The organism is uncultured Sphingomonas sp., from assembly GCF_937871615.1.
GTDB lineage: Bacteria > Pseudomonadota > Alphaproteobacteria > Sphingomonadales > Sphingomonadaceae > Sphingomonas.
In genome coordinates this window covers 1-17,251 of record NZ_CALMPA010000020.1, presented here as the reverse complement: position 1 = coordinate 17,251, position 17,251 = coordinate 1, and the positions used below count along the sequence as shown (strand labels likewise).

The window sequence follows — 17,251 nt, the reverse complement described above, 5'->3', positions numbered from 1 at the left end:
AGATGATGCAGCGCACCCCCGTTTCCAAGCTCCTGCTGTTCGGAGCGACCGGCGATCTGGCGCAACGTATGCTGCTGCCGTCGCTCTATGGCTTACACGACGATGGCCTGTTGCCGGCCGATCTCACGATCACCGGCTCGGCGCGTTCGGATCTGGACGACAAGGGCTTCCGCAAATTCGCCAAGGAGGCGCTCGACAAATTCCTTCCGGCTGACCGCAAGGACGAGAAAGCTGTTGGTGGTTTCCTCGATCGGCTATACTATCAGCACGCCGATCTCGCCGACGCGAAGACGTTCAGGCCGCTTGCCGACAAGGTGGGCGACGTATCGGGCGGGCTGGCGATCTTCCTGTCCACCGCGCCATCGCTGTTCGAGCCGGCGGTGAAGGGGCTTGAAGCGGTCGGCCTCGCCGGGGATACGGTGCGCATCGGGCTGGAAAAGCCGCTCGGCTATGATCTCGCCTCAAGCCGTGAGATCAACGACACGGTGGCGCAGGTTTTCCCTGAAAGCCGCATCTTCCGCATAGATCACTATCTCGGCAAGGAGACGGTGCAGAACATCCTCGCGCTGCGTTTCGGCAATTCGTTCTTCGAGCCGGTGTGGAATGCGCGCGGGATCGACAACGTGCAGATCACCGTGTCCGAAACGGTCGGGCTGGAAGCGCGCGCGAGCTATTACGATGGCGCGGGCGCGCTGCGCGATATGGTGGCGAACCATATGCTGCAACTGGTCGCGCTGATCGCGATGGAGCCGCCCGCGCGTTTCGACACCGGCGCGATCCGCGATGAAAAGGCCAAGGTATTCCGCTCGCTGCGCCAGATGCAGCCGGGCGAGGTGCCGCACAACACCGTCATCGGCCAATATACCGGCGGCGCGGTGAACGGCGAAATCGTAAAGGGTTACGACGAAGAGCTGGGGCGCAACTCGAACACCGAGACGTTCGTGGCGGTGAAGGCGCATGTCGATAACTGGCGCTGGCAGGGTGTGCCCTTCTATCTGCGCACCGGCAAACGGATGCCCGCGCGCCGATCCGAAATCGCGATCCAGTTCAAGCCCGTGCCGCATTCGATGTTCGCCGGGCGTGGCGGCCTGCTCCAGCCCAATATGCTCATCATCCGCCTGCAGCCGGAGGAATATATCCAGTTGCTCGTCATGGCGAAGGAGCCGGGGCTGGACCGCGACGGCATCCGCCTGCGCGAAGTGCCGCTGAACCTAAGCCTCGACGCGGAGTTCGCGGGCAAGCGGCGGCGCATCGCCTATGAACGGCTGCTGCTCGATCTGATCGAGGGCGATCAGACCCTGTTCGTCCGCCGCGACGAGGTGGAGGCGCAATGGACGTGGATCGACGCGATCCGCGCCGGCTGGATCGCGAACGATATGAAGCCCAAACACTATCCGTCCGGCACCTGGGGGCCATCCGCCGCGATCGCGCTCACTGAGCGCGACGGCGTGACCTGGCAGGACGATTGAGTGACCATCCTGCCGTATAGGCAGGATGGAGAATGGCAATCGACAGCCTCCGTCATTCCCGCGAACGCGCGAATCCGTTAACGCAGGTCTGGCGATAGAGCCGCGCCACAACGGCGAATGGATTCCCGCCTTTGCGGGAATGACGGGAGGGTTGAAATACGACATCTCCCGAACAAGGAAGCGACATGAGCGACGAAATCGAATGGTGGGAATATGATGACGCAGCCGAGTTCGCCGCGGCGGTCGCGGGCGATATCGGTTTCATCATCGAAAGCGCGATCGACGCGCGCGGCGCGGCGGTGATCGCGCTCGCCGGCGGCAAGACGCCGGTGCCGATCTACGAAAAGCTCGCCGCCGCCAAGCTCGACTGGAAACGCGTGACGATCGTGCCGACCGACGAACGCGTGGTGCCGTTGGGCGATCCGCTGTCGAACGTGACGATGCTGGGCAAGACCTTCATTCCCAAGGGCGCGCGCGTGATTCCGATCGTTCCCAAGGCGATGGATGATTACAAGGCCGCCGGTCGCTCGGCCGATGCGCTGTTGCAGGATCTGCACTGGCCGCTCGATCTCTGCCTGCTCGGCGTGGGCGGCGACGGGCACACCGCCTCGATCTTCCCCGGCCCCGATTATGATGAGGCGTTGAACGGCCCGCGCGAGCGCCGCGCATTGGGCGTGATGCCGGAGCCGCTGCCGCCGGAAGCGCCGGTGGCACGTGTCTCCATCTCGCGTCAGGGCATCGTCACCGCGCGCGCGCTGATGATCGCGGTGACGGGCGCGGCGAAGAAGCAGGTGATCGAGAATGCGATCGCGGAAGGTGCCGGATCGCCCTATCCGATCGGGCGTGTGCTGGCCGATGCGGAATTGCCGGTTGATATCCACTGGGCGCCGTAAGGCCCCTCGCCCATCGCTTTCCGTCGGCTCGATCGGTCCGGGGTGCCGCGCTCTTGGACAGGCTCGTGCCGGACAGGATAGGAAAATGCCATGAATCCGGCCGTCACCGCTGTCACCGATCGCATCATCCAGCGCAGCCGGGATAGCCGCGCGCGTTATCTTTCGCTGCTGGAGCGCGAACGCGAGGCATGGACCGGGCGCCCGTCGCTCGGCTGCGCCAACCTCGCCCATGCCTATGCCGGCACGCCGGAGGATCGCGAGGCGATGAAGGCCGGCGGCGGCATGAACATCGGCATCGTCACCGCCTATAACGACATGCTGTCCGCCCATGCGGTCTATTATCGCTACCCGGAGTTGATGAAGCTGTGGGCGCGCGAAGTGGGCGCGACGGCGCAGGTCGCGGGCGGCGTGCCGGCGATGTGCGATGGCGTGACGCAGGGCTATCCCGGCATGGAATTGTCGCTGTTCAGCCGCGATACGATCGCGCTGGCGACGGCGGTGGCGCTCTCCCACGCCACGTTCGAGGGCGCGCTGCTGCTCGGCATCTGCGACAAGATCGTGCCGGGCCTGTTGATGGGCGCGCTGCGCTTCGGCCATCTGCCGATGCTGCTTGTCCCCGGCGGCCCGATGCCGTCGGGCCTGCCGAACAAGGCGAAAGCGGCGGTGCGCGAACGCTATGCCACCGGCGAATGCGGGCGCGAGGAACTGCTGGAGGCGGAGATCGCCGCCTATCACTCGCCCGGCACCTGCACCTTCTTCGGCACCGCGAACACCAATCAGATGATGATGGAGGTGATGGGGCTGCACATCCCCGGCGCGGCCTTCGTCAACCCCAACACGAAATTGCGGCAGGAACTGACCCGCGCCGCCGTCCACCGCGTCGCGGCGCTCGGCTGGCGTGGCGCGAATTATCGCCCGCTCGGCGCGTGCGTCGATGAGCGCGCGATCGTGAACGCGGCGGTCGGGCTGCTCGCGACCGGCGGCTCGACCAATCACCTGCTCCACGTCCCCGCCATCGCGCGCGCGGCGGGGATCGTGATCGACTGGGAGGATTTCGACCGGCTTTCGGGCGCGGTGCCACTGATCGCGCGGGTCTATCCCAATGGCGCCGCCGATGTGAACGCATTCGAGGAAGCGGGCGGGATGCCGTTCGTGATCCGCGAACTCATCGCCAGCGGCCACCTGCACGGCGATATCGTGACGGCGGGCGGCGACACGCTCGCCGAAGCCGCGCGCAAGCCCGCGCTGGATGCCGACGCGCTCGTCTGGCGCGATCCCGGCGCGAGCGGCGACGAGACAATCCTGCGCCCCGCCGCTACGCCATTTTCGCCGGATGGCGGGATGCGCATCCTGCAAGGCAATATCGGGCGCGCCTGCATCAAGGTTTCCGCCGTCGAGCGCGATCGCTGGATCGTGGAGGCCCCGGCGCGGGTGTTCGACGATCAGCTTGCGGTGCTCGAAGCCTTCAAACGCGGCGAGCTGGAGCGCGATGTCGTCGTGGTCGTCCGCTACCAGGGGCCGCGCGCCAACGGGATGCCCGAGCTGCACAAGCTCACCCCCCCGCTTGGCGTGTTGCAGAACAAGGGCTTCCGCGTCGCTCTTGTCACCGATGGTCGCATGTCCGGTGCAAGCGGCAAGGTGCCGTGCGCGATCCACCTGTCGCCAGAGGCTTTGGGCGGCGGCGCGATCGGGCTGATCCGCGATGGCGATCTGATCCGGCTCGATGCGGTGTCCGGCACGCTCGACGCTTTGGTCGATCCCGCCGAATGGGCGGCACGCACGCAAGCACCGGCACCGCCGCCGGCGGACGGGTTCGGGCGCGAATTGTTCGGCATGTTCCGTGGCCTCGCCGACGAAGCCGAAAAAGGCGCGAGTGCGATACTCGCCGGCGCCGGGCTTTAGGCGATGGAAACAGTCGCAGTCGATATCGGGGGCACTCATGCCCGGTTCGCCATCGCCGAGGTGGCGGGCGGCAGGGTTGTCCATCTGGGCGAACCGATGACGCTCAAGACCGCCGAGCACGCATCGTTGCAAACGGCATGGCAGGCGTTCGCCGCGACACTCGATCGCCCCCTGCCCGCCGCCGCCGCGATCTCGGTCGCGTCGCCGATCACTGGCGACGTGATTCGCCTCACCAACAATCCCTGGGTGATCCGCCCGTCGCTGATCCCGGAGCGGCTCGGTGCCGGAATCTATACGATCATCAATGATTTCGGGGCGGTCGGTCACGCGGTGGCCCAACTTCCTGCCGAGCATTTCGAGCATCTCTGCGGCCCCGATGTGCCGCTGCCGCCAGCCGGCGTCACCACCGTTTGCGGCCCCGGCACCGGGCTTGGCGTGGCGCAGGTGCTGCGTGCCGCCGATCGCTATCACGTCCTCCCGACCGAGGGTGGGCATATCGACTATGCTCCGCTCGATGCGATCGAGGATGCGCTCGTCCACCGCCTCCGCGCGATCTTCACCCGCGTGTCGGCTGAACGGATCTGCGCCGGCCCCGGCATCGTCGCGATCTATGAAACCCTCGCCGCGCTGGATGGGCGCGCCGTCCCCAGCCGAAACGACAAGGAAATCTGGCAGGAGGCGCTGGAGGGCAGCGATCCGATCGCGCTCGCCGCGCTCGATCGCTTCTGCCTTGCGCTGGGCGCGGTGGCTGGCGATCTCGCGCTGGCGCATGGCGCGAATGCCGTGGTGATCGCCGGTGGCCTTGGCCTGCGAATCAACGATCATCTGCTGCGTTCCGGCTTCGCGCACCGTTTCATCGCCAAGGGGCGTTTCCAGTCGCTGATGGCGGCGATCCCGGTCAAACTCATCACCCATCCCCAGCCCGGCCTGTTCGGCGCCGCGGCTGCCTTCGCGCAGGAGCATAGCTGATGTCCGCTACTATCGAGGCGATCATGCGCACCGGCGCGGTTATCCCGGTGCTCGTCATCAATGATGCCGCGACCGCACGCCCCCTCGCCGAGGCGCTCGTCGCGGGTGGCCTACGCGTGCTGGAGGTGACATTGCGCACCCCCGCCGCGCTCGATGCGATCCGCGAGATGAAGCAGGTGCCCGGCGCGATCGTCGGCGCGGGCACCGTCGTCTCCACCGCGCAGTTCGAGCAAGTCATGGATGCCGGCGCGGAATTCATCGTCTCCCCCGGCCTCACCGAGCGGCTGGCGCAGCCGATCGTCGCCAGCGGCGTGCCCTTCCTGCCCGGCATCGCGACCGCCGGGGATATCATGCGCGGGCTCGATCTCGGCCTCACCCATTTCAAATTCTTCCCGGCGGAAACGAGCGGCGGGCTGAAGGCGCTGAAGGCGCTCGCCGCGCCCTTCCATCAATGCCGTTTCTGCCCAACCGGCGGGATCAGCGAAGCCAGCGCACCGGAATGGCTGGCGTTCGATCCCGTGTTGTGTGTTGGCGGAAGCTGGGTGACCCCGGCTGGCGCGGCCATGGCCGAGGTGGAGGCAAAGGCGCGCGCGGCGGCGGGGCTAAGGTAACGCCCTGCGCTATACCAGCCCGGCCGCGCGATAGCTCTCAACGGTTTCCTTCAGCCCCGCCTCGCCCGCGATCCGGGGCGTCCAGATTGTGGCCGCAGGCCGCTTGGCGGGATCGACCGTCCAGTCCGGATGGCAGAAATAGGCGACGCGATCGGCGGTGAGCTTCGCGTTCCTGCCGCGTATCAGCCGGTCGATCCGCGCGCCGATCCGCAATAATGCGGGCGCAAGCGCGATCGGGCGAACCTTGCGCCCCATCGCGGCGCCCATCGCGATCGCGAACGCGCGATGCGTCCAGCCGCCTTCGCGGCCGTCATCCACTTCGTAGATCGCGCGCGACGCGGGCGTTTCCGCCAGCGTCACCAGCAGCCGCGCGAGATCGTCGACATGAATCCATGAAACCCGCCCCGCCGGCGGGGTGATCGAGATTCCCGATCGCGCGACGCGAAACACGTCCAGCAACTCCATATCGCCCGGCCCGTAGATGCCCGGCGGTCGCACCATATCCCATGCAAGGCCGGACGCCGCGATCACCGCTTCCGCCTCGTGCTTCGACCAGCCATAGATCGAAAGCCGCGGCTCGCGCGCCGAAAGCGAGGAGACGTGGACGAAGCGCGTTTCCGGCGCCGTCGCCGCCACGATCGCGCGCGTCCCCGCGATATTTCCCGCGACGAAGCCGGCGCGGTCGGGCGCGTTCACCACGCCCGCGATATGGATCACCGCGTCCGTCTGCGCCGTCAGCGCGGCGAGCGCGGCGGCATCATCGAGCGCGCCGGCGATCCACGTCACGCCATCACGCGCGGGTTGCGCGCGCCGGGCGAGCGCGCGCACCTCGTGCCCCGCCTCAAGCGCGCGGCGAATCACATGCCCGCCGACGAAGCCGGTGCCGCCGGTGATCGCGAGGATCACAGCAGCGCCATATGATTGCGATGGATCAGCGCCGCGCGCGGGGCATAGCCGAGGATCGCCTCATGCTCCTCGCTGCGCCGGCCGAGCAGCCGCGCCACCTCCGCCGCGTCATATTCGGCGAGGCCGCGCGCCACCGCGCCGTCCGGCCCCTCGATCGTCACGACATCGCCGCGCGCGAAACGCCCGGTTACGCCGCTCGCCCCTGCCGCGAGCAGGCTGCGCCCCTCCACCAGCGCCTTCACCGCGCCGGCATCCACCGCGATGACGCCCTTCGCCGTCAGTCGCCCGGCGAGCCACGCCTTGCGCGCCCGCGCGCGTTTCACGGGCACGAAGATCGTATGCCGCGCATCGGTCGACAAAGGGCGCTCGATCCGTCCCGAAGTGATCGCGAGCGCGACGCCCGCGCCGCCCGCGATCCGCGCCGCCTCGATCTTTGACACCATGCCGCCAGAGCCCATGCCGGATGCGGAGCCGGTGTCCGCCATTGCCGCGATCTTCGCGTCGATCCGCTCGATCCGCGCGATATGCCGCGCGCCGGGTTGCGCCGGGTTGCGATCATAAAGCCCGTCGATGTCGGAAAGCAGCACCACGCCCTGCGCGCCCGCTGCCTGCGCCACACGCGCGGCGAGCCGATCATTGTCCCCGAAGCGGATTTCCGCCGTCGCCACGCTGTCATTCTCGTTGATGACGGGCACCACGCCAAGCTGGAGCAGCCGCCCGAGCGTCGCTGAGGCGTTGAGATAACGCCGCCGATCCTCAAGATCGTCGAGCGTCACGAGGATCTGGGCCGCGGTCAGCCCCTCCCCGCCGAGCACCTCGGCCCAGGTGTGGCCGAGCGCGATCTGGCCGGTCGCCGCCGCCGCCTGCGCATCCTCCAGGCTCGCGCGCCCGCCCTTGGCAAGCCCAAGCCGCCGCGCACCAAGCGCGATCGCGCCGGACGACACAACGGCGACCTGTTGTCCGGCCCGCGCCCGCGCCGCGATATCCGCCGCGATCCCCTCCAGCCAGGCGCGGCGCACCCCGCCTTCGGCATCGACGAGCAGCGCCGATCCGATCTTCACGATGATCCGCGGAAAGGTATCAGGAGGAAATAGCATCACGCTGGCGTTAGCGTGTGCCGCGCGCGCCGCCAATCACCCAGCGCGCGTTCACGGCGATCCGCCCCGGATCAGCCTTCGACGCGCTCGAAATGATTGTTCTCGAAGCCATCGAGCGCCAGCGCGACGATGCGCGCGGCAACCACGCCCGGCTCTTTCACCGAAGCGGGGTCTTCGCCGGGATAAGCGCGCGCGCGCATCACCGTTCGTGTCGCGCCGGGATCGACGATCGCGGTGCGGATGCGGCTGATCTCGCCCACTTCGTCGCCATAAGCGGTGATGAGCGTATCCATCGCCGCTTTGGATGCGCCGTAAGCGCCCCAATAGGCGCGCGGCTTGCGCCCGACGGATGAGGTGATCGCGATCAGCCTGCCCGCGTCCGATTGCTTCAGCATCGGATCGAACGCCTGAATCAACGCCACCTGTGCGGAAACGTTGAGCGTCAGCACCGCCGCCAGTTCCTTGGCGTCGATCGCCGGCACCGCCGCCAGCGTGCCGAGCATCCCGGCGTTGAGCACCAGCACGTCAAGCGCCTTCCAGCGTTCGCCCACAGCCGCTGCCAGCCGGGCGATCGCATCAGTCTCCGTCAGGTCGAGCGGCGCGATCGTCGCCGATCCGCCCGCATCGAAAATCTGCTGCTCGATCGCCTCCAGTTCCTTCGCGGAACGCGCGGTAATCACCACATGCGCGCCCTGCGCGGCAAGTGCCACGGCGGTGGCCGCGCCAATGCCGCGCGAGGCGCCGGTAACGAGCGCGAGCTTCCCCGCGAGCGGCTTGTTCTGCTTGGTCATATCAGGCTCGGGTTCAGGCGACGCGTTCTTCGAGCAGGGCGAATTGATCGACCTCCGCCAGCTCGTCATGATCGGTCAGCACGGTGGGATAATCGCCGGTGAAGCAGGCATCGCAATATTGCGGACGCTCCTGGGTGCGGTCGCGTTCGCCCAGCGCCTTGTACAGCCCGTCGATCGAGACGAAGCCAAGCGAATCCGCGCCGATATATTCGGTCATCTTCGCGAGATCGAGCTTGGCGGCGAGCAGCTTTTCGCGCTCCGGCGTATCGACGCCGTAGAAGCAGCTATGCTTGGTCGGCGGGCTGGCGATGCGCATATGCACCTCGGTCGCACCGGCTTCGCGCATCATCTGCACGATCTTCACGCTGGTGGTGCCGCGCACGATCGAATCGTCGATCAGCACCACCCGCTTGCCGGCGATCAACGCGCGATTGGCATTGTGCTTCAGCTTCACGCCAAGGTGACGCACCTTGTCGCCCGGCTGGATGAAGGTGCGGCCAACATAATGCGAACGGATGATGCCCAGTTCGAACGGGATGTTCGATTCCTGTGCATAGCCGATCGCGGCGGGCACGCCCGAATCCGGCACGGGGATCACCAGATCAGCCTCCACCGGCGATTCGATCGCGAGTTGCGCGCCGATCGCCTTGCGCACCGAATAGACCGAATGATCGCCGACGATCGAATCCGGGCGGGAGAAATAGACCCATTCGAAAATGCACGGTCGCGCCGCCGCCTTCGCGAACGGGTGGATCGAGCGCATTTCGGTGCCCTGCACAATCACCAGTTCGCCCGGCTCCACCGAGCGGACGAACTCCGCGCCAACCACATCCAGCGCCACGGTTTCCGAGGCGAAGATGATCGCATCGCCGAGCTTGCCCATCACCAGCGGCCGGATGCCCAGCGGATCGCGGCACGCGATCATCCCTTCGGGCGTCATCACGATCAGCGAATAGGCGCCTTCAACCTGCTTCAGCGCATCAATGAAACGATCGAGCAGCGAGCGGTAGCTGGAAGTCGCGACCAGATGGATGATCGTTTCGGTGTCGCTGGTCGACTGGAAGATCGAACCACGCCGCACCAGTTCGCGTCGCAGCCGCATCGCATTGGAAATATTGCCGTTATGCGCGATCGCGAACCCGCCGGTGGCGAGATCGGCATAGAGCGGCTGGACATTGCGCAGCGCCGTCTCGCCAGTCGTCGAATAGCGGACATGCCCACAGGCGACCGAACCGCCGAGCGCGCGAATCACGCTGTCGCTGTCGAAATTGCCCGCGACATGGCCCATCGCGCGATGGGTGCGGAATTGCGCTCCATCGAAGGCGGTGATTCCCGCCGCCTCCTGCCCGCGATGTTGCAATGCGTGAAGGCCCAGCGCCACCAGGGCCGCGGCGCTGTCAGCGCCGGACACCCCGAAGATGCCGCACTCCTCGTGCAGATGGTCGTCGTCGAAGGGATTTGTGGTCAGCATTCCGGGGGCTCGCGTCGTGCTTGGCCGCATATAGTGGCTGTCTCCGATTTGTCACGGTCGGTTCCGGAGCAATTGTCGCCATGGCCCGTTTTCATCGCGAATCGAAGGAGGCCGGCATGGCGCGCGATCACGGTCCGCAGATCAAGGACGACAAGCTTTACGAGGCGCTGCGCAAGCAGGGCGATTCGGCGGAGAAGGCCGCGCGCATCGCCAACGCCCATGCCGCCGGAACATTGCATCCACGCGGGCAGAAGCTGGAAGCGCGGTCGAAAGACGATCTCTATCGCGAAGCGCGAAAGATCGGGATCGCCGGTCGATCAAGCATGTCGAAAGCGGAATTGGTGAAGGCGATCCGCGGCCACGGATAACGCCTTCGCCTACATCTCCCCCCGCGCCCGGCGGATGGCATACCATTTCTTCACATTGGCATTGTGCTGGTCGAGCGTGTTGGCGAACACGTGCCCACCCGTGCCGTCCGCCACGAAATATAGCGCCGCGGTCTGCGCCGGATCGAGCACCGCGTCGATCGAGGCGCGGCCCGGATTGGCGATCGGGCCAGCCGGCAAACCGGCTTCGGCATAAGTGTTATACCCGTTCTTCGCGCGCAGTTCGGATTGCAGGATGCGGCGGCCAAGCGGCTTGCCCCTGGTGATCGGATAAATCACCGTGGGGTCGGCCTGGAGCGGCATCCCCCGCTTCAGACGATTGGAATAGACCGCCGCCACCTCCCGCCGCTCGCTCGGCTTGCCGGTTTCCTTCTCGACGATCGAGGCAAGGATGATCGCCTGTTCCGGCGTGGTCACCGCGATCCCCGGCTTACGCCGCTTCCACGCGGCGGCCAGATAATCCCGCATCGCCTTCTGCATCCGCGCCACCACGGCTGCGCGCGTATCGCCTGCCTGATAGGCATAGCTGTCAGGCAGGATCGAGCCTTCCGCGGGGACGGGCACGTCGCCGATCAGCCCGTCCGCTTCCATCAGCGCCTGATGAACAAGGATCGAAGGGTAGCCTTCCGGCACCGCGATCAGCCGCTGGCGGACCTTGCCTTCCTGCATCAGCGCCAGCACCTCGGATGCGCTGGCGTGCGCGGGAATGGCATATTCCCCGGCCTTGATCGGCTGACCGTTCCCGAACAGGCGGGCATAGCCGCGAAAGCGCGTCGCCGATCGGATCGCGCCGGCTCTCTGGAGTTCGGTGGCGGCGCGGGAGAGCGATGCGCCCTCCGGCACGATCACCGCCACCGGGCTGGCGGCGGGGCCGGCGCCGGCCCAGTCATGCGCAAGCCACGCAAGCGCGGCGATGCCCAGCAGGCCGAGCAACATTCCGAGGCAACCGAGCTTGCGCATGGATATTCCTATGCCCGCGCCACCGAGGCGGCGCGGGGGGTCTCGATCTCAGACTGCCTTCATCACCAGCGAAGCATTGGTGCCGCCGAAGCCGAACGAATTGTTCAGCACCGCGCGCACCTGCCGCTTCTTCGCGACGTGCGGGACAAGGTCCACGCCAACGCAATTCTCGCTCGGATTGTCGAGGTTCAGCGTCGGCGGCACGATCTGGTCACGCAGCGCGAGGATGCAGAAGATCGATTCGACCGCGCCGGCGCCGCCCAGCAGGTGCCCGATGGCCGATTTGGTGGAGGACATGGACAGGCCGCCGAGCGCATCGCCGAACAGCCGCCGCACCGCGCCCAGTTCCAGTTCGTCGCCAAGCGGGGTCGAGGTGCCGTGCGCGTTGATATAGTCGATATCGGAGAGCGAAAGGCCGCTCTTGCGCATCGCCATTTCCATCGAGCGGAACGCGCCCGATCCTTCCGGGTGCGGCGCGGTGACGTGATAGGCATCGCCCGACAGGCCGTAACCGATCACCTCGGCATAGATTTTCGCGCCGCGCGCCTTCGCCCGCTCATATTCCTCAAGCACGACGACACCGGCGCCCTCACCCATCACGAAACCGTCGCGGTCCCGATCATAGGGGCGGCTGGCCTTTTCCGGCGCATCGTTGAAATTGGTGGAGAGTGCGCGCGCCTGCGCGAAGCCGGCGATGCCGAGCGGGCAGATCGCGCCTTCCGCGCCGCCCGCCAGCATCACATCGGCATCGTCCATCGCGATCATCCGCGCGGCATCCCCGATCGAGTGCGCGCCGGTGGAGCAAGCGGTGACCACCGCGTGATTCGGCCCCATCAGCCCGTATTTGATCGAGACCTGCCCCGAGATCAGGTTGATGAGCCGCCCGTGGACGAAATGCGGCGAAACCCGGCCCGGCCCCTTTTCGTGGAGCACGATCGATTCGCTGGCGATGCCCGGCAGACCGCCGATACCCGCACCGATCGAGCAGCCGGCGCGCAGCCGCTCCGCTTCGCTCATCTCGGTCAGCCCGGCGTCTTCCAGCGCCTGCCCGGCGGCGTCGATACCGAACACGATGAACGGATCGACCTGCCGCTGGATCTTGTGATCGACGCGCTTCGACGGATCGAAGCCATATTCGTGATCGGCCGGCTTCACCTCGCAGGCGATGCGGCATTTCTGATCCGACGCATCAAAACGGGTGATCGGGCCGGCGCCCGAACGGGCGGCGATGATATTGGCCCATGCCGTTTCGACATCGGCGCCAAGCGGAGTGACGAGGCCAAGACCTGTGACGACGACGCGACGCATTGCAACTCTCCGAAAAATGACAACAGGCCCAGCCCATTGGGGGCTGAGCCTGTCGAAACCCTGTCCTGCCAGCTTCCCGTTGCCGGTGAAGGGCAGCCCTTCGACAAGCTCAGGGCGGTGAGGACAGTCGGGTCTGAGAAATCAGCCCTTATGTTCGTCGATATAGCTGATCGCGTCCTTCACGGTCGTGATCTTCTCGGCGGCGTCATCGGGGATCTCAACACCGAATTCTTCCTCGAACGCCATCACCAGTTCGACGATGTCGAGACTGTCGGCGCCGAGATCGTCAATGAAGCTGGCATCTTCGGTCACCTTGTCGGCTTCGACGCCGAGATGCTCGACGACGATCTTCTTCACGCGGTCGGCGGTCTCGCTCATTCTCGTGCCCTCATATCGTTGGGGGTTATTGGTTCCTGAACGCAGCTAGAACGGCTAGCGGTTCGTGGCAAGCGGGGTGTTCATTTCTGCGCGGCGCCGGCCCGCTCCCCCACCCGGCCTCCCATCAGTATCATGCCTGGGAGGCCGGGTGAGGGAGCGGGCCGGCGCCGTGAAACTACACCATAGCCATGCCGCCGTTCACATGCAGCGTCTGGCCGGTGACATAACCCGCTTCCTTTGACGCCAGATAGACGACGGCTGCGCCAATGTCTTCCCCTGTTCCAAGATCACCGGCGGGAATTTTTCCGAGAAGCGCGGTTTTCTGCGCTTCCGGCAGCACATCGGTCATCGCCGATCGGATGAATCCCGGCGCCACGCAGTTCACCGTGATGTTGCGACTGGCGAGTTCCTGCGCCAGCGCCTTGGACATGCCGACGAGGCCCGCCTTCGACGCGGCATAATTAGCCTGCCCCGGATTTCCCGTTTGCCCGACGACCGAGGTAATCGAAATCACGCGGCCGAACCGCTGCTTCATCATCGGCTTCGCGGCCGCGCGAATCAGTCGGAAGGCGGCTTCGAGGTTGACCGAGATGACCTGCTGCCACTCGTCATCCTTCATCCGCATCGCGAGATTGTCGCGCGTGATGCCGGCATTGTTGACGAGGATATCCAGTCGCCCGCCAAGCGCCTCGACCGCCGCCGGAACCAGCGCATCGACCGCCGCCGGATCGGAAAGGTTGGCCGGCACCGCGACGTGATCGCCACCCAGGCTATCGCGAAAAGCGGTGAGCTTTTCCGCGTTGGAGCCGGAAACGGCCAGCCGCGCGCCCTGCGCCGCCAGTGCCTGCGCGATGGCCGAACCAATCCCGCCCGAAGCGCCGGTGACCAGCGCGGTCATGCCTGTGAGATCGAACATATGGGTCTCCTGATTGTCGGAGGCGGCTCCGGCCCGCTCCCCCACCCGGCCTCCCAATCATGATGCCGATGGGAGGCCGGGTGGGGAAGCGGGCCGGAACCGCGATTTAAATCACAGCGTCTTCAGCAGTGCTTCGATGTCGTCCATCGTCACGATGCTGGTGGCATTGGCATCGGGCGCGATGCGCTTCACCATCGGGGCGAGCACCTTGCCGCCGAATTCCACGAAGGTGTCGACGCCTGCTTCCTGCATCGCCAGCACCGATTCGCGCCAGCGCACCATGCCGGTCACCTGCCGCACCAGCCCGGTGCGGATGATATCCGCTTCGACGACGGGCGCCGCATCGACGTTGCAATAAAGCGGCACGAGCGGCGCGGCGAGGCGCGCCTCGCCCAGCGCCTTTTCCATCGCATCGGCGGCGGGCTGCATCAGCGGGCAGTGGAACGGCGCGGAGACGGGGAGCAGCAGCGCACGCTTCGCGCCGTGATCCTTTGCAAGCCCGATCGCGCGGTCGATCGCCTCCTTGTGGCCGCTGATGACCACCTGCGACGGATCGTTATCGTTGGCGACGGTGCAGACCTGCCCGTCCGCGGCGGCGGCGGCGATCGCCTGCGCCTTTTCGAGATCGGCGCCGAGCAAAGCGGCCATCGCGCCCTCGCCCACCGGCACGGCGGCCTGCATCGCCTGCCCGCGCAGCTTGAGCAGCCGCGCCGTGGTGGCAAGATCGAACGTGCCGCCTGCGCACAGCGCGCTATATTCGCCGAGCGAATGCCCCGCGACGAAATCGGCCTTGGCGGCCAGCGCGACATTGCCCTCGCGCTCCAGCACCCGCAGCGTGGCGATAGCGTTTGCCATGATCGCGGGCTGGGCGTTTTCGGTGAGCGTCAGATCCTCCGCCGGCCCGTCGATCATCAACTGAAACAACTTCTGGCCGAGCGCATCGTCGACTTCCTCGAACACCTCGCGCGCATGAACGCTCGCCTCGGCCAGCGCCTTGCCCATGCCGACAGACTGGCTCCCCTGCCCTGGAAAGATGAACGCGCGCATGATGCCCTCCTTGATCGAAGCGCGCGGGGTAGGCGCGGGAGCGGCGCGGGGTCAACCGTGCGTGCGGATCAGCACCATTTCCGGGCTGGGCGCGAACATGCGCCGCGCGATCGCGTGCGGAACGAATGCTTCCAGCCCGAGCGCGCGGAGCGCAGCCCCAAGCCGCGTCGGCGACGAGGGATAGCGCGCGACGATCACGCCCGGCGGCATTGCCTCCGCCGGCGCCACGATCAGGCCGCCGGGCGCGGCGGGCGCATAACGCAGGTTGTCGAGGCGCGCGAACGCCATCGGGATTCGCGCGCGGCGCACGTCATGCGGATCGCCCGCCACGATTTCGCGCGGGTGGCGGCGCGCGGCATCGACCAGCGCCTCCATTTCCCATCGCGGATGCATATTGCCCACGCTCATCAGCACAAGGTTGCCGCCGATGATCGCGGCGAGCAGCAGCGCACGCCATCTCCCCGCAAGGCGATCGAGCCACAGCGCCAGCACCACCACCGCCACGATCGCCGCAAGCGTGAAGTAACGCGGATTGAGCACCAGCTTGGTGTAAAGCACCGCGACCAGCACGAAGCTTGTGCCCGCCATCGCCGCGAGGATCGTGAGTCGCCGCCACTGCGTTTCCCCCAGCCCGCGCGTCACCCCAAGCGCAAGCGCCAGCCCGGCCAGCCAGAACAACAGCCCGAAATCGTCATTGATGAGCAGCACGAGCAGCGGATCAATCGGCGGCCACAGCAGGAAATTGCCCTCCATATTGGCGGCACGGTCGATATGCTCGTCGTGGTGGAAGGCGATGGAATAGCGGCGCAGCGGATCGCCCGTCATCGCATATTGGAACAGCGTCTCCGCCCCCAGCGCCAGCGCCAGCCCCACGCCCGCCGCGAAAAGCACGCGTCGCGGCACCGGGCGCCCGATCGCGAACATCGGCACGAAAGCGGCCAGCGCCAGCACGCTCGTTTCGCGGCACAGGATCGCGATCCCGAAACACAGCCCCGCGCCACCGCCCCGCCACAGCCCCGCGTGATCGTCCCGCGCGCCCGCGAGCAGCATCGCCCCGGCGATCAGCGCCGATGCCTCGATCAGATCGACGCTGACGGTGGAGGCGCGGGCAACGATCACCGGCAGCGTCGCCGTCAGCAGCGCGGCGATCCACCCTGCCCGCCGCCCGCCGACACCGCGCGCGAAAAACCCCACCAGCACCACCAGCAGCACGTAGAACAGCACCGCCGTCACCGCGAAGGCGGCATAGCCGCGGCCCATCACCGCGATCACGCCCGCAAACGTCAGGATCAGCGGAAAACGCGTCGACCAGTGATCCGCCCCGGCGGCGGGCGGATGCGTCAGCCACGCCTGCGCGCCGGCATAATAAAGCGAATCGTCCGATGCGATAAAGCCGATCCAGCCGACCCACAGCGCCAGCGCCGCCGCGCCGATCAGCAGCGCCAGCCATCGCCAGGAAATCCGGGAATCCGATTCTGTCATGCGGCACGGCTAATAACGAAGCGGTGGAGATTCTGTTTAAACAGCGCCGTGCTTGCGTTTCCGCGCGTTTCCGCTAAGGGACACGCCTCTCACGGCGATGGAGCGATCCGTCGCTCGCGAGTTGTTTGAGACGACAGCCGGAGGGGCATGGCATGGGGCCATGTCAGCGATCGGCCAACGAAGGAAAGCACATGGCTCTTTACGAGCACGTGTTCCTTGCGCGCCAGGATTTGGCACAGGCGCAGGTGGACGCGCTGGCGGAATCCGCCACGAAAATCGTCGAAGCCCATAACGGCAAGGTCGTGAAGACCGAGACCTGGGGGCTGCGCAGCCTTGCCTATCGCATCGCGAAGAACCGCAAGGCGCATTACGTGATGCTCGAAATCGACGCCCCCGGCGATACCGTCGCCGAGCTGGAGCGCCAGAGCCAGATCAACGAAGACATCATCCGCTACATGACCATCAAGGTCGACGGCCACGAGGCCGGCCCGTCGGTGATGATGCGCAAGCAGGAGCGCGATCGTGAGCGTCGCGCCGAGCGTGGCGAGCGTGGCGGCGAACGTCCGCGTCGCGACCGTGAGGAGGAGCTCGCATAATGGCCCGTCCGTTTTTCCGCCGCCGCAAGAGCTGCCCCTTCTCCGCGAAGGATGCGCCCCGGATCGACT

Annotated in this window: 16 protein-coding genes and 2 pseudogenes; 8 read left to right on the top strand and 10 right to left on the bottom strand. The window is 66.6% G+C overall.

All coding sequences use genetic code 11. The annotated features are described in order from the left end of the window. The first annotated feature begins 2 nt into the window (after nucleotides 1–2). The 5 genes from zwf to eda all read left to right on the top strand — a co-directional run bounded on the left by zwf (nucleotide 3) and on the right by eda (nucleotide 5,844). Nucleotides 3–1,469: a glucose-6-phosphate dehydrogenase gene (gene zwf, locus Q0316_RS03765; protein ID WP_298669904.1), complete on the top strand. Its 1,467-nt coding sequence runs from the start codon at nucleotides 3–5 to the stop codon at nucleotides 1,467–1,469. Between the two features lie 185 nt (nucleotides 1,470–1,654). Beyond that, the gene (gene pgl / locus Q0316_RS03760; protein WP_298669902.1) at nucleotides 1,655–2,362 is read left to right on the top strand and encodes a 6-phosphogluconolactonase; all 708 of its coding nucleotides are present in this window, start codon (nucleotides 1,655–1,657) and stop codon (nucleotides 2,360–2,362) included. A gap of 90 nt (nucleotides 2,363–2,452) precedes the next feature. Further along, nucleotides 2,453–4,264 carry a phosphogluconate dehydratase gene (gene edd / locus Q0316_RS03755; RefSeq protein WP_298669900.1) on the top strand — a complete coding sequence of 604 codons (1,812 nt, stop codon included), beginning with the start codon at nucleotides 2,453–2,455 and terminating at the stop codon, nucleotides 4,262–4,264. A 3-nt stretch (nucleotides 4,265–4,267) separates the two neighbouring features. Beyond that, nucleotides 4,268–5,233, top strand: coding sequence for a glucokinase (glk, locus tag Q0316_RS03750; protein ID WP_298669898.1), 966 nt, complete (start codon nucleotides 4,268–4,270; stop codon nucleotides 5,231–5,233). Then, entirely contained in the window at nucleotides 5,233–5,844 is a 612-nt protein-coding gene (gene eda, locus Q0316_RS03745) for a bifunctional 4-hydroxy-2-oxoglutarate aldolase/2-dehydro-3-deoxy-phosphogluconate aldolase (protein WP_298669896.1), read from the top strand. The genes glk and eda overlap by 1 nt, the downstream gene beginning before the upstream one ends. 9 nt (nucleotides 5,845–5,853) lie before the next feature. On the opposite strand, the gene Q0316_RS03740 is transcribed toward eda, so the two are convergent. The 4 genes from Q0316_RS03740 to purF form a co-directional block, all read right to left on the bottom strand. Further along, complete coding sequence (locus Q0316_RS03740) at nucleotides 5,854–6,750, bottom strand: NAD(P)-dependent oxidoreductase (RefSeq protein ID WP_298669894.1); 897 nt, start codon at nucleotides 6,748–6,750, stop codon at nucleotides 5,854–5,856. Further along, the gene (proB, locus tag Q0316_RS03735) at nucleotides 6,747–7,850 is read right to left on the bottom strand and encodes a glutamate 5-kinase (protein ID WP_298669892.1); all 1,104 of its coding nucleotides are present in this window, start codon (nucleotides 7,848–7,850) and stop codon (nucleotides 6,747–6,749) included. Before proB ends, Q0316_RS03740 begins: the two co-directional genes overlap by 4 nt. A 68-nt stretch (nucleotides 7,851–7,918) precedes the next feature. Further along, nucleotides 7,919–8,638: an SDR family NAD(P)-dependent oxidoreductase gene (locus Q0316_RS03730; protein ID WP_298669890.1), complete on the bottom strand. Its 720-nt coding sequence runs from the start codon at nucleotides 8,636–8,638 to the stop codon at nucleotides 7,919–7,921. A 13-nt stretch (nucleotides 8,639–8,651) separates the two neighbouring features. Next, nucleotides 8,652–10,109 (bottom strand): amidophosphoribosyltransferase, encoded by a 1,458-nt coding sequence (purF, locus tag Q0316_RS03725; protein WP_298669888.1) that lies wholly within the window; start codon nucleotides 10,107–10,109, stop codon nucleotides 8,652–8,654. A gap of 116 nt (nucleotides 10,110–10,225) precedes the next feature. Between purF and Q0316_RS03720 the strand changes: the two genes are divergently transcribed. Continuing rightward, nucleotides 10,226–10,477, top strand: coding sequence for a Rho termination factor (locus Q0316_RS03720; protein ID WP_298669886.1), 252 nt, complete (start codon nucleotides 10,226–10,228; stop codon nucleotides 10,475–10,477). 9 nt (nucleotides 10,478–10,486) lie between these two features. On the opposite strand, the pseudogene mltG reads toward Q0316_RS03720, so the two are convergent. From mltG to Q0316_RS03690, 6 genes and pseudogenes are all read right to left on the bottom strand, one after another. After that, a pseudogene (gene mltG / locus Q0316_RS03715) lies at nucleotides 10,487–11,459 on the bottom strand (endolytic transglycosylase MltG). A 44-nt stretch (nucleotides 11,460–11,503) separates the two neighbouring features. Continuing rightward, the gene (fabF, locus tag Q0316_RS03710; RefSeq protein ID WP_298669884.1) at nucleotides 11,504–12,763 is read right to left on the bottom strand and encodes a beta-ketoacyl-ACP synthase II; all 1,260 of its coding nucleotides are present in this window, start codon (nucleotides 12,761–12,763) and stop codon (nucleotides 11,504–11,506) included. Nucleotides 12,764–12,904: 141 nt separating this feature from the next. Continuing rightward, nucleotides 12,905–13,141 carry an acyl carrier protein gene (locus Q0316_RS03705; RefSeq protein WP_093663957.1) on the bottom strand — a complete coding sequence of 79 codons (237 nt, stop codon included), beginning with the start codon at nucleotides 13,139–13,141 and terminating at the stop codon, nucleotides 12,905–12,907. Between the two features lie 175 nt (nucleotides 13,142–13,316). Beyond that, nucleotides 13,317–14,057, bottom strand: coding sequence for a 3-oxoacyl-[acyl-carrier-protein] reductase (gene fabG, locus Q0316_RS03700; protein ID WP_298669879.1), 741 nt, complete (start codon nucleotides 14,055–14,057; stop codon nucleotides 13,317–13,319). A 111-nt stretch (nucleotides 14,058–14,168) separates the two neighbouring features. After that, nucleotides 14,169–15,104, bottom strand: coding sequence for an ACP S-malonyltransferase (fabD, locus tag Q0316_RS03695; protein ID WP_298669876.1), 936 nt, complete (start codon nucleotides 15,102–15,104; stop codon nucleotides 14,169–14,171). Nucleotides 15,105–15,155: 51 nt separating this feature from the next. Continuing rightward, nucleotides 15,156–16,586, bottom strand: coding sequence for a glycosyltransferase family 39 protein (locus tag Q0316_RS03690; RefSeq protein ID WP_298669874.1), 1,431 nt, complete (start codon nucleotides 16,584–16,586; stop codon nucleotides 15,156–15,158). Between the two features lie 191 nt (nucleotides 16,587–16,777). Between Q0316_RS03690 and rpsF the strand changes: the two genes are divergently transcribed. Then, nucleotides 16,778–17,182 (top strand): 30S ribosomal protein S6, encoded by a 405-nt coding sequence (gene rpsF, locus Q0316_RS03685; RefSeq protein ID WP_298669872.1) that lies wholly within the window; start codon nucleotides 16,778–16,780, stop codon nucleotides 17,180–17,182. Beyond that, nucleotides 17,182–17,251, top strand: a pseudogene (locus tag Q0316_RS03680) (30S ribosomal protein S18); the annotation flags it as partial. The gene rpsF and the pseudogene Q0316_RS03680, both read left to right, overlap by 1 nt.

What these genes read in the sequence shown, in the direction of transcription:
- fabD (WP_298669876.1), bottom strand. Translation starts at nt 15,104, where the DNA reads ATGCGCGCGTTCATCTTTCCAGGGCAGGGGAGCCAGTCTGTCGGCATG.
- zwf (WP_298669904.1), top strand. Translation starts at nt 3, where the DNA reads ATGATGCAGCGCACCCCCGTTTCCAAGCTCCTGCTGTTCGGAGCGACC.
- Q0316_RS03705 (WP_093663957.1), bottom strand. Translation starts at nt 13,141, where the DNA reads ATGAGCGAGACCGCCGACCGCGTGAAGAAGATCGTCGTCGAGCATCTC.
- glk (WP_298669898.1), top strand. Translation starts at nt 4,268, where the DNA reads ATGGAAACAGTCGCAGTCGATATCGGGGGCACTCATGCCCGGTTCGCC.
- fabF (WP_298669884.1), bottom strand. Translation starts at nt 12,763, where the DNA reads ATGCGTCGCGTCGTCGTCACAGGTCTTGGCCTCGTCACTCCGCTTGGC.
- Q0316_RS03730 (WP_298669890.1), bottom strand. Translation starts at nt 8,638, where the DNA reads ATGACCAAGCAGAACAAGCCGCTCGCGGGGAAGCTCGCGCTCGTTACC.
- pgl (WP_298669902.1), top strand. Translation starts at nt 1,655, where the DNA reads ATGAGCGACGAAATCGAATGGTGGGAATATGATGACGCAGCCGAGTTC.
- purF (WP_298669888.1), bottom strand. Translation starts at nt 10,109, where the DNA reads ATGCTGACCACAAATCCCTTCGACGACGACCATCTGCACGAGGAGTGC.
- edd (WP_298669900.1), top strand. Translation starts at nt 2,453, where the DNA reads ATGAATCCGGCCGTCACCGCTGTCACCGATCGCATCATCCAGCGCAGC.
- Q0316_RS03720 (WP_298669886.1), top strand. Translation starts at nt 10,226, where the DNA reads ATGGCGCGCGATCACGGTCCGCAGATCAAGGACGACAAGCTTTACGAG.
- Q0316_RS03690 (WP_298669874.1), bottom strand. Translation starts at nt 16,586, where the DNA reads ATGACAGAATCGGATTCCCGGATTTCCTGGCGATGGCTGGCGCTGCTG.
- fabG (WP_298669879.1), bottom strand. Translation starts at nt 14,057, where the DNA reads ATGTTCGATCTCACAGGCATGACCGCGCTGGTCACCGGCGCTTCGGGC.
- eda (WP_298669896.1), top strand. Translation starts at nt 5,233, where the DNA reads ATGTCCGCTACTATCGAGGCGATCATGCGCACCGGCGCGGTTATCCCG.
- rpsF (WP_298669872.1), top strand. Translation starts at nt 16,778, where the DNA reads ATGGCTCTTTACGAGCACGTGTTCCTTGCGCGCCAGGATTTGGCACAG.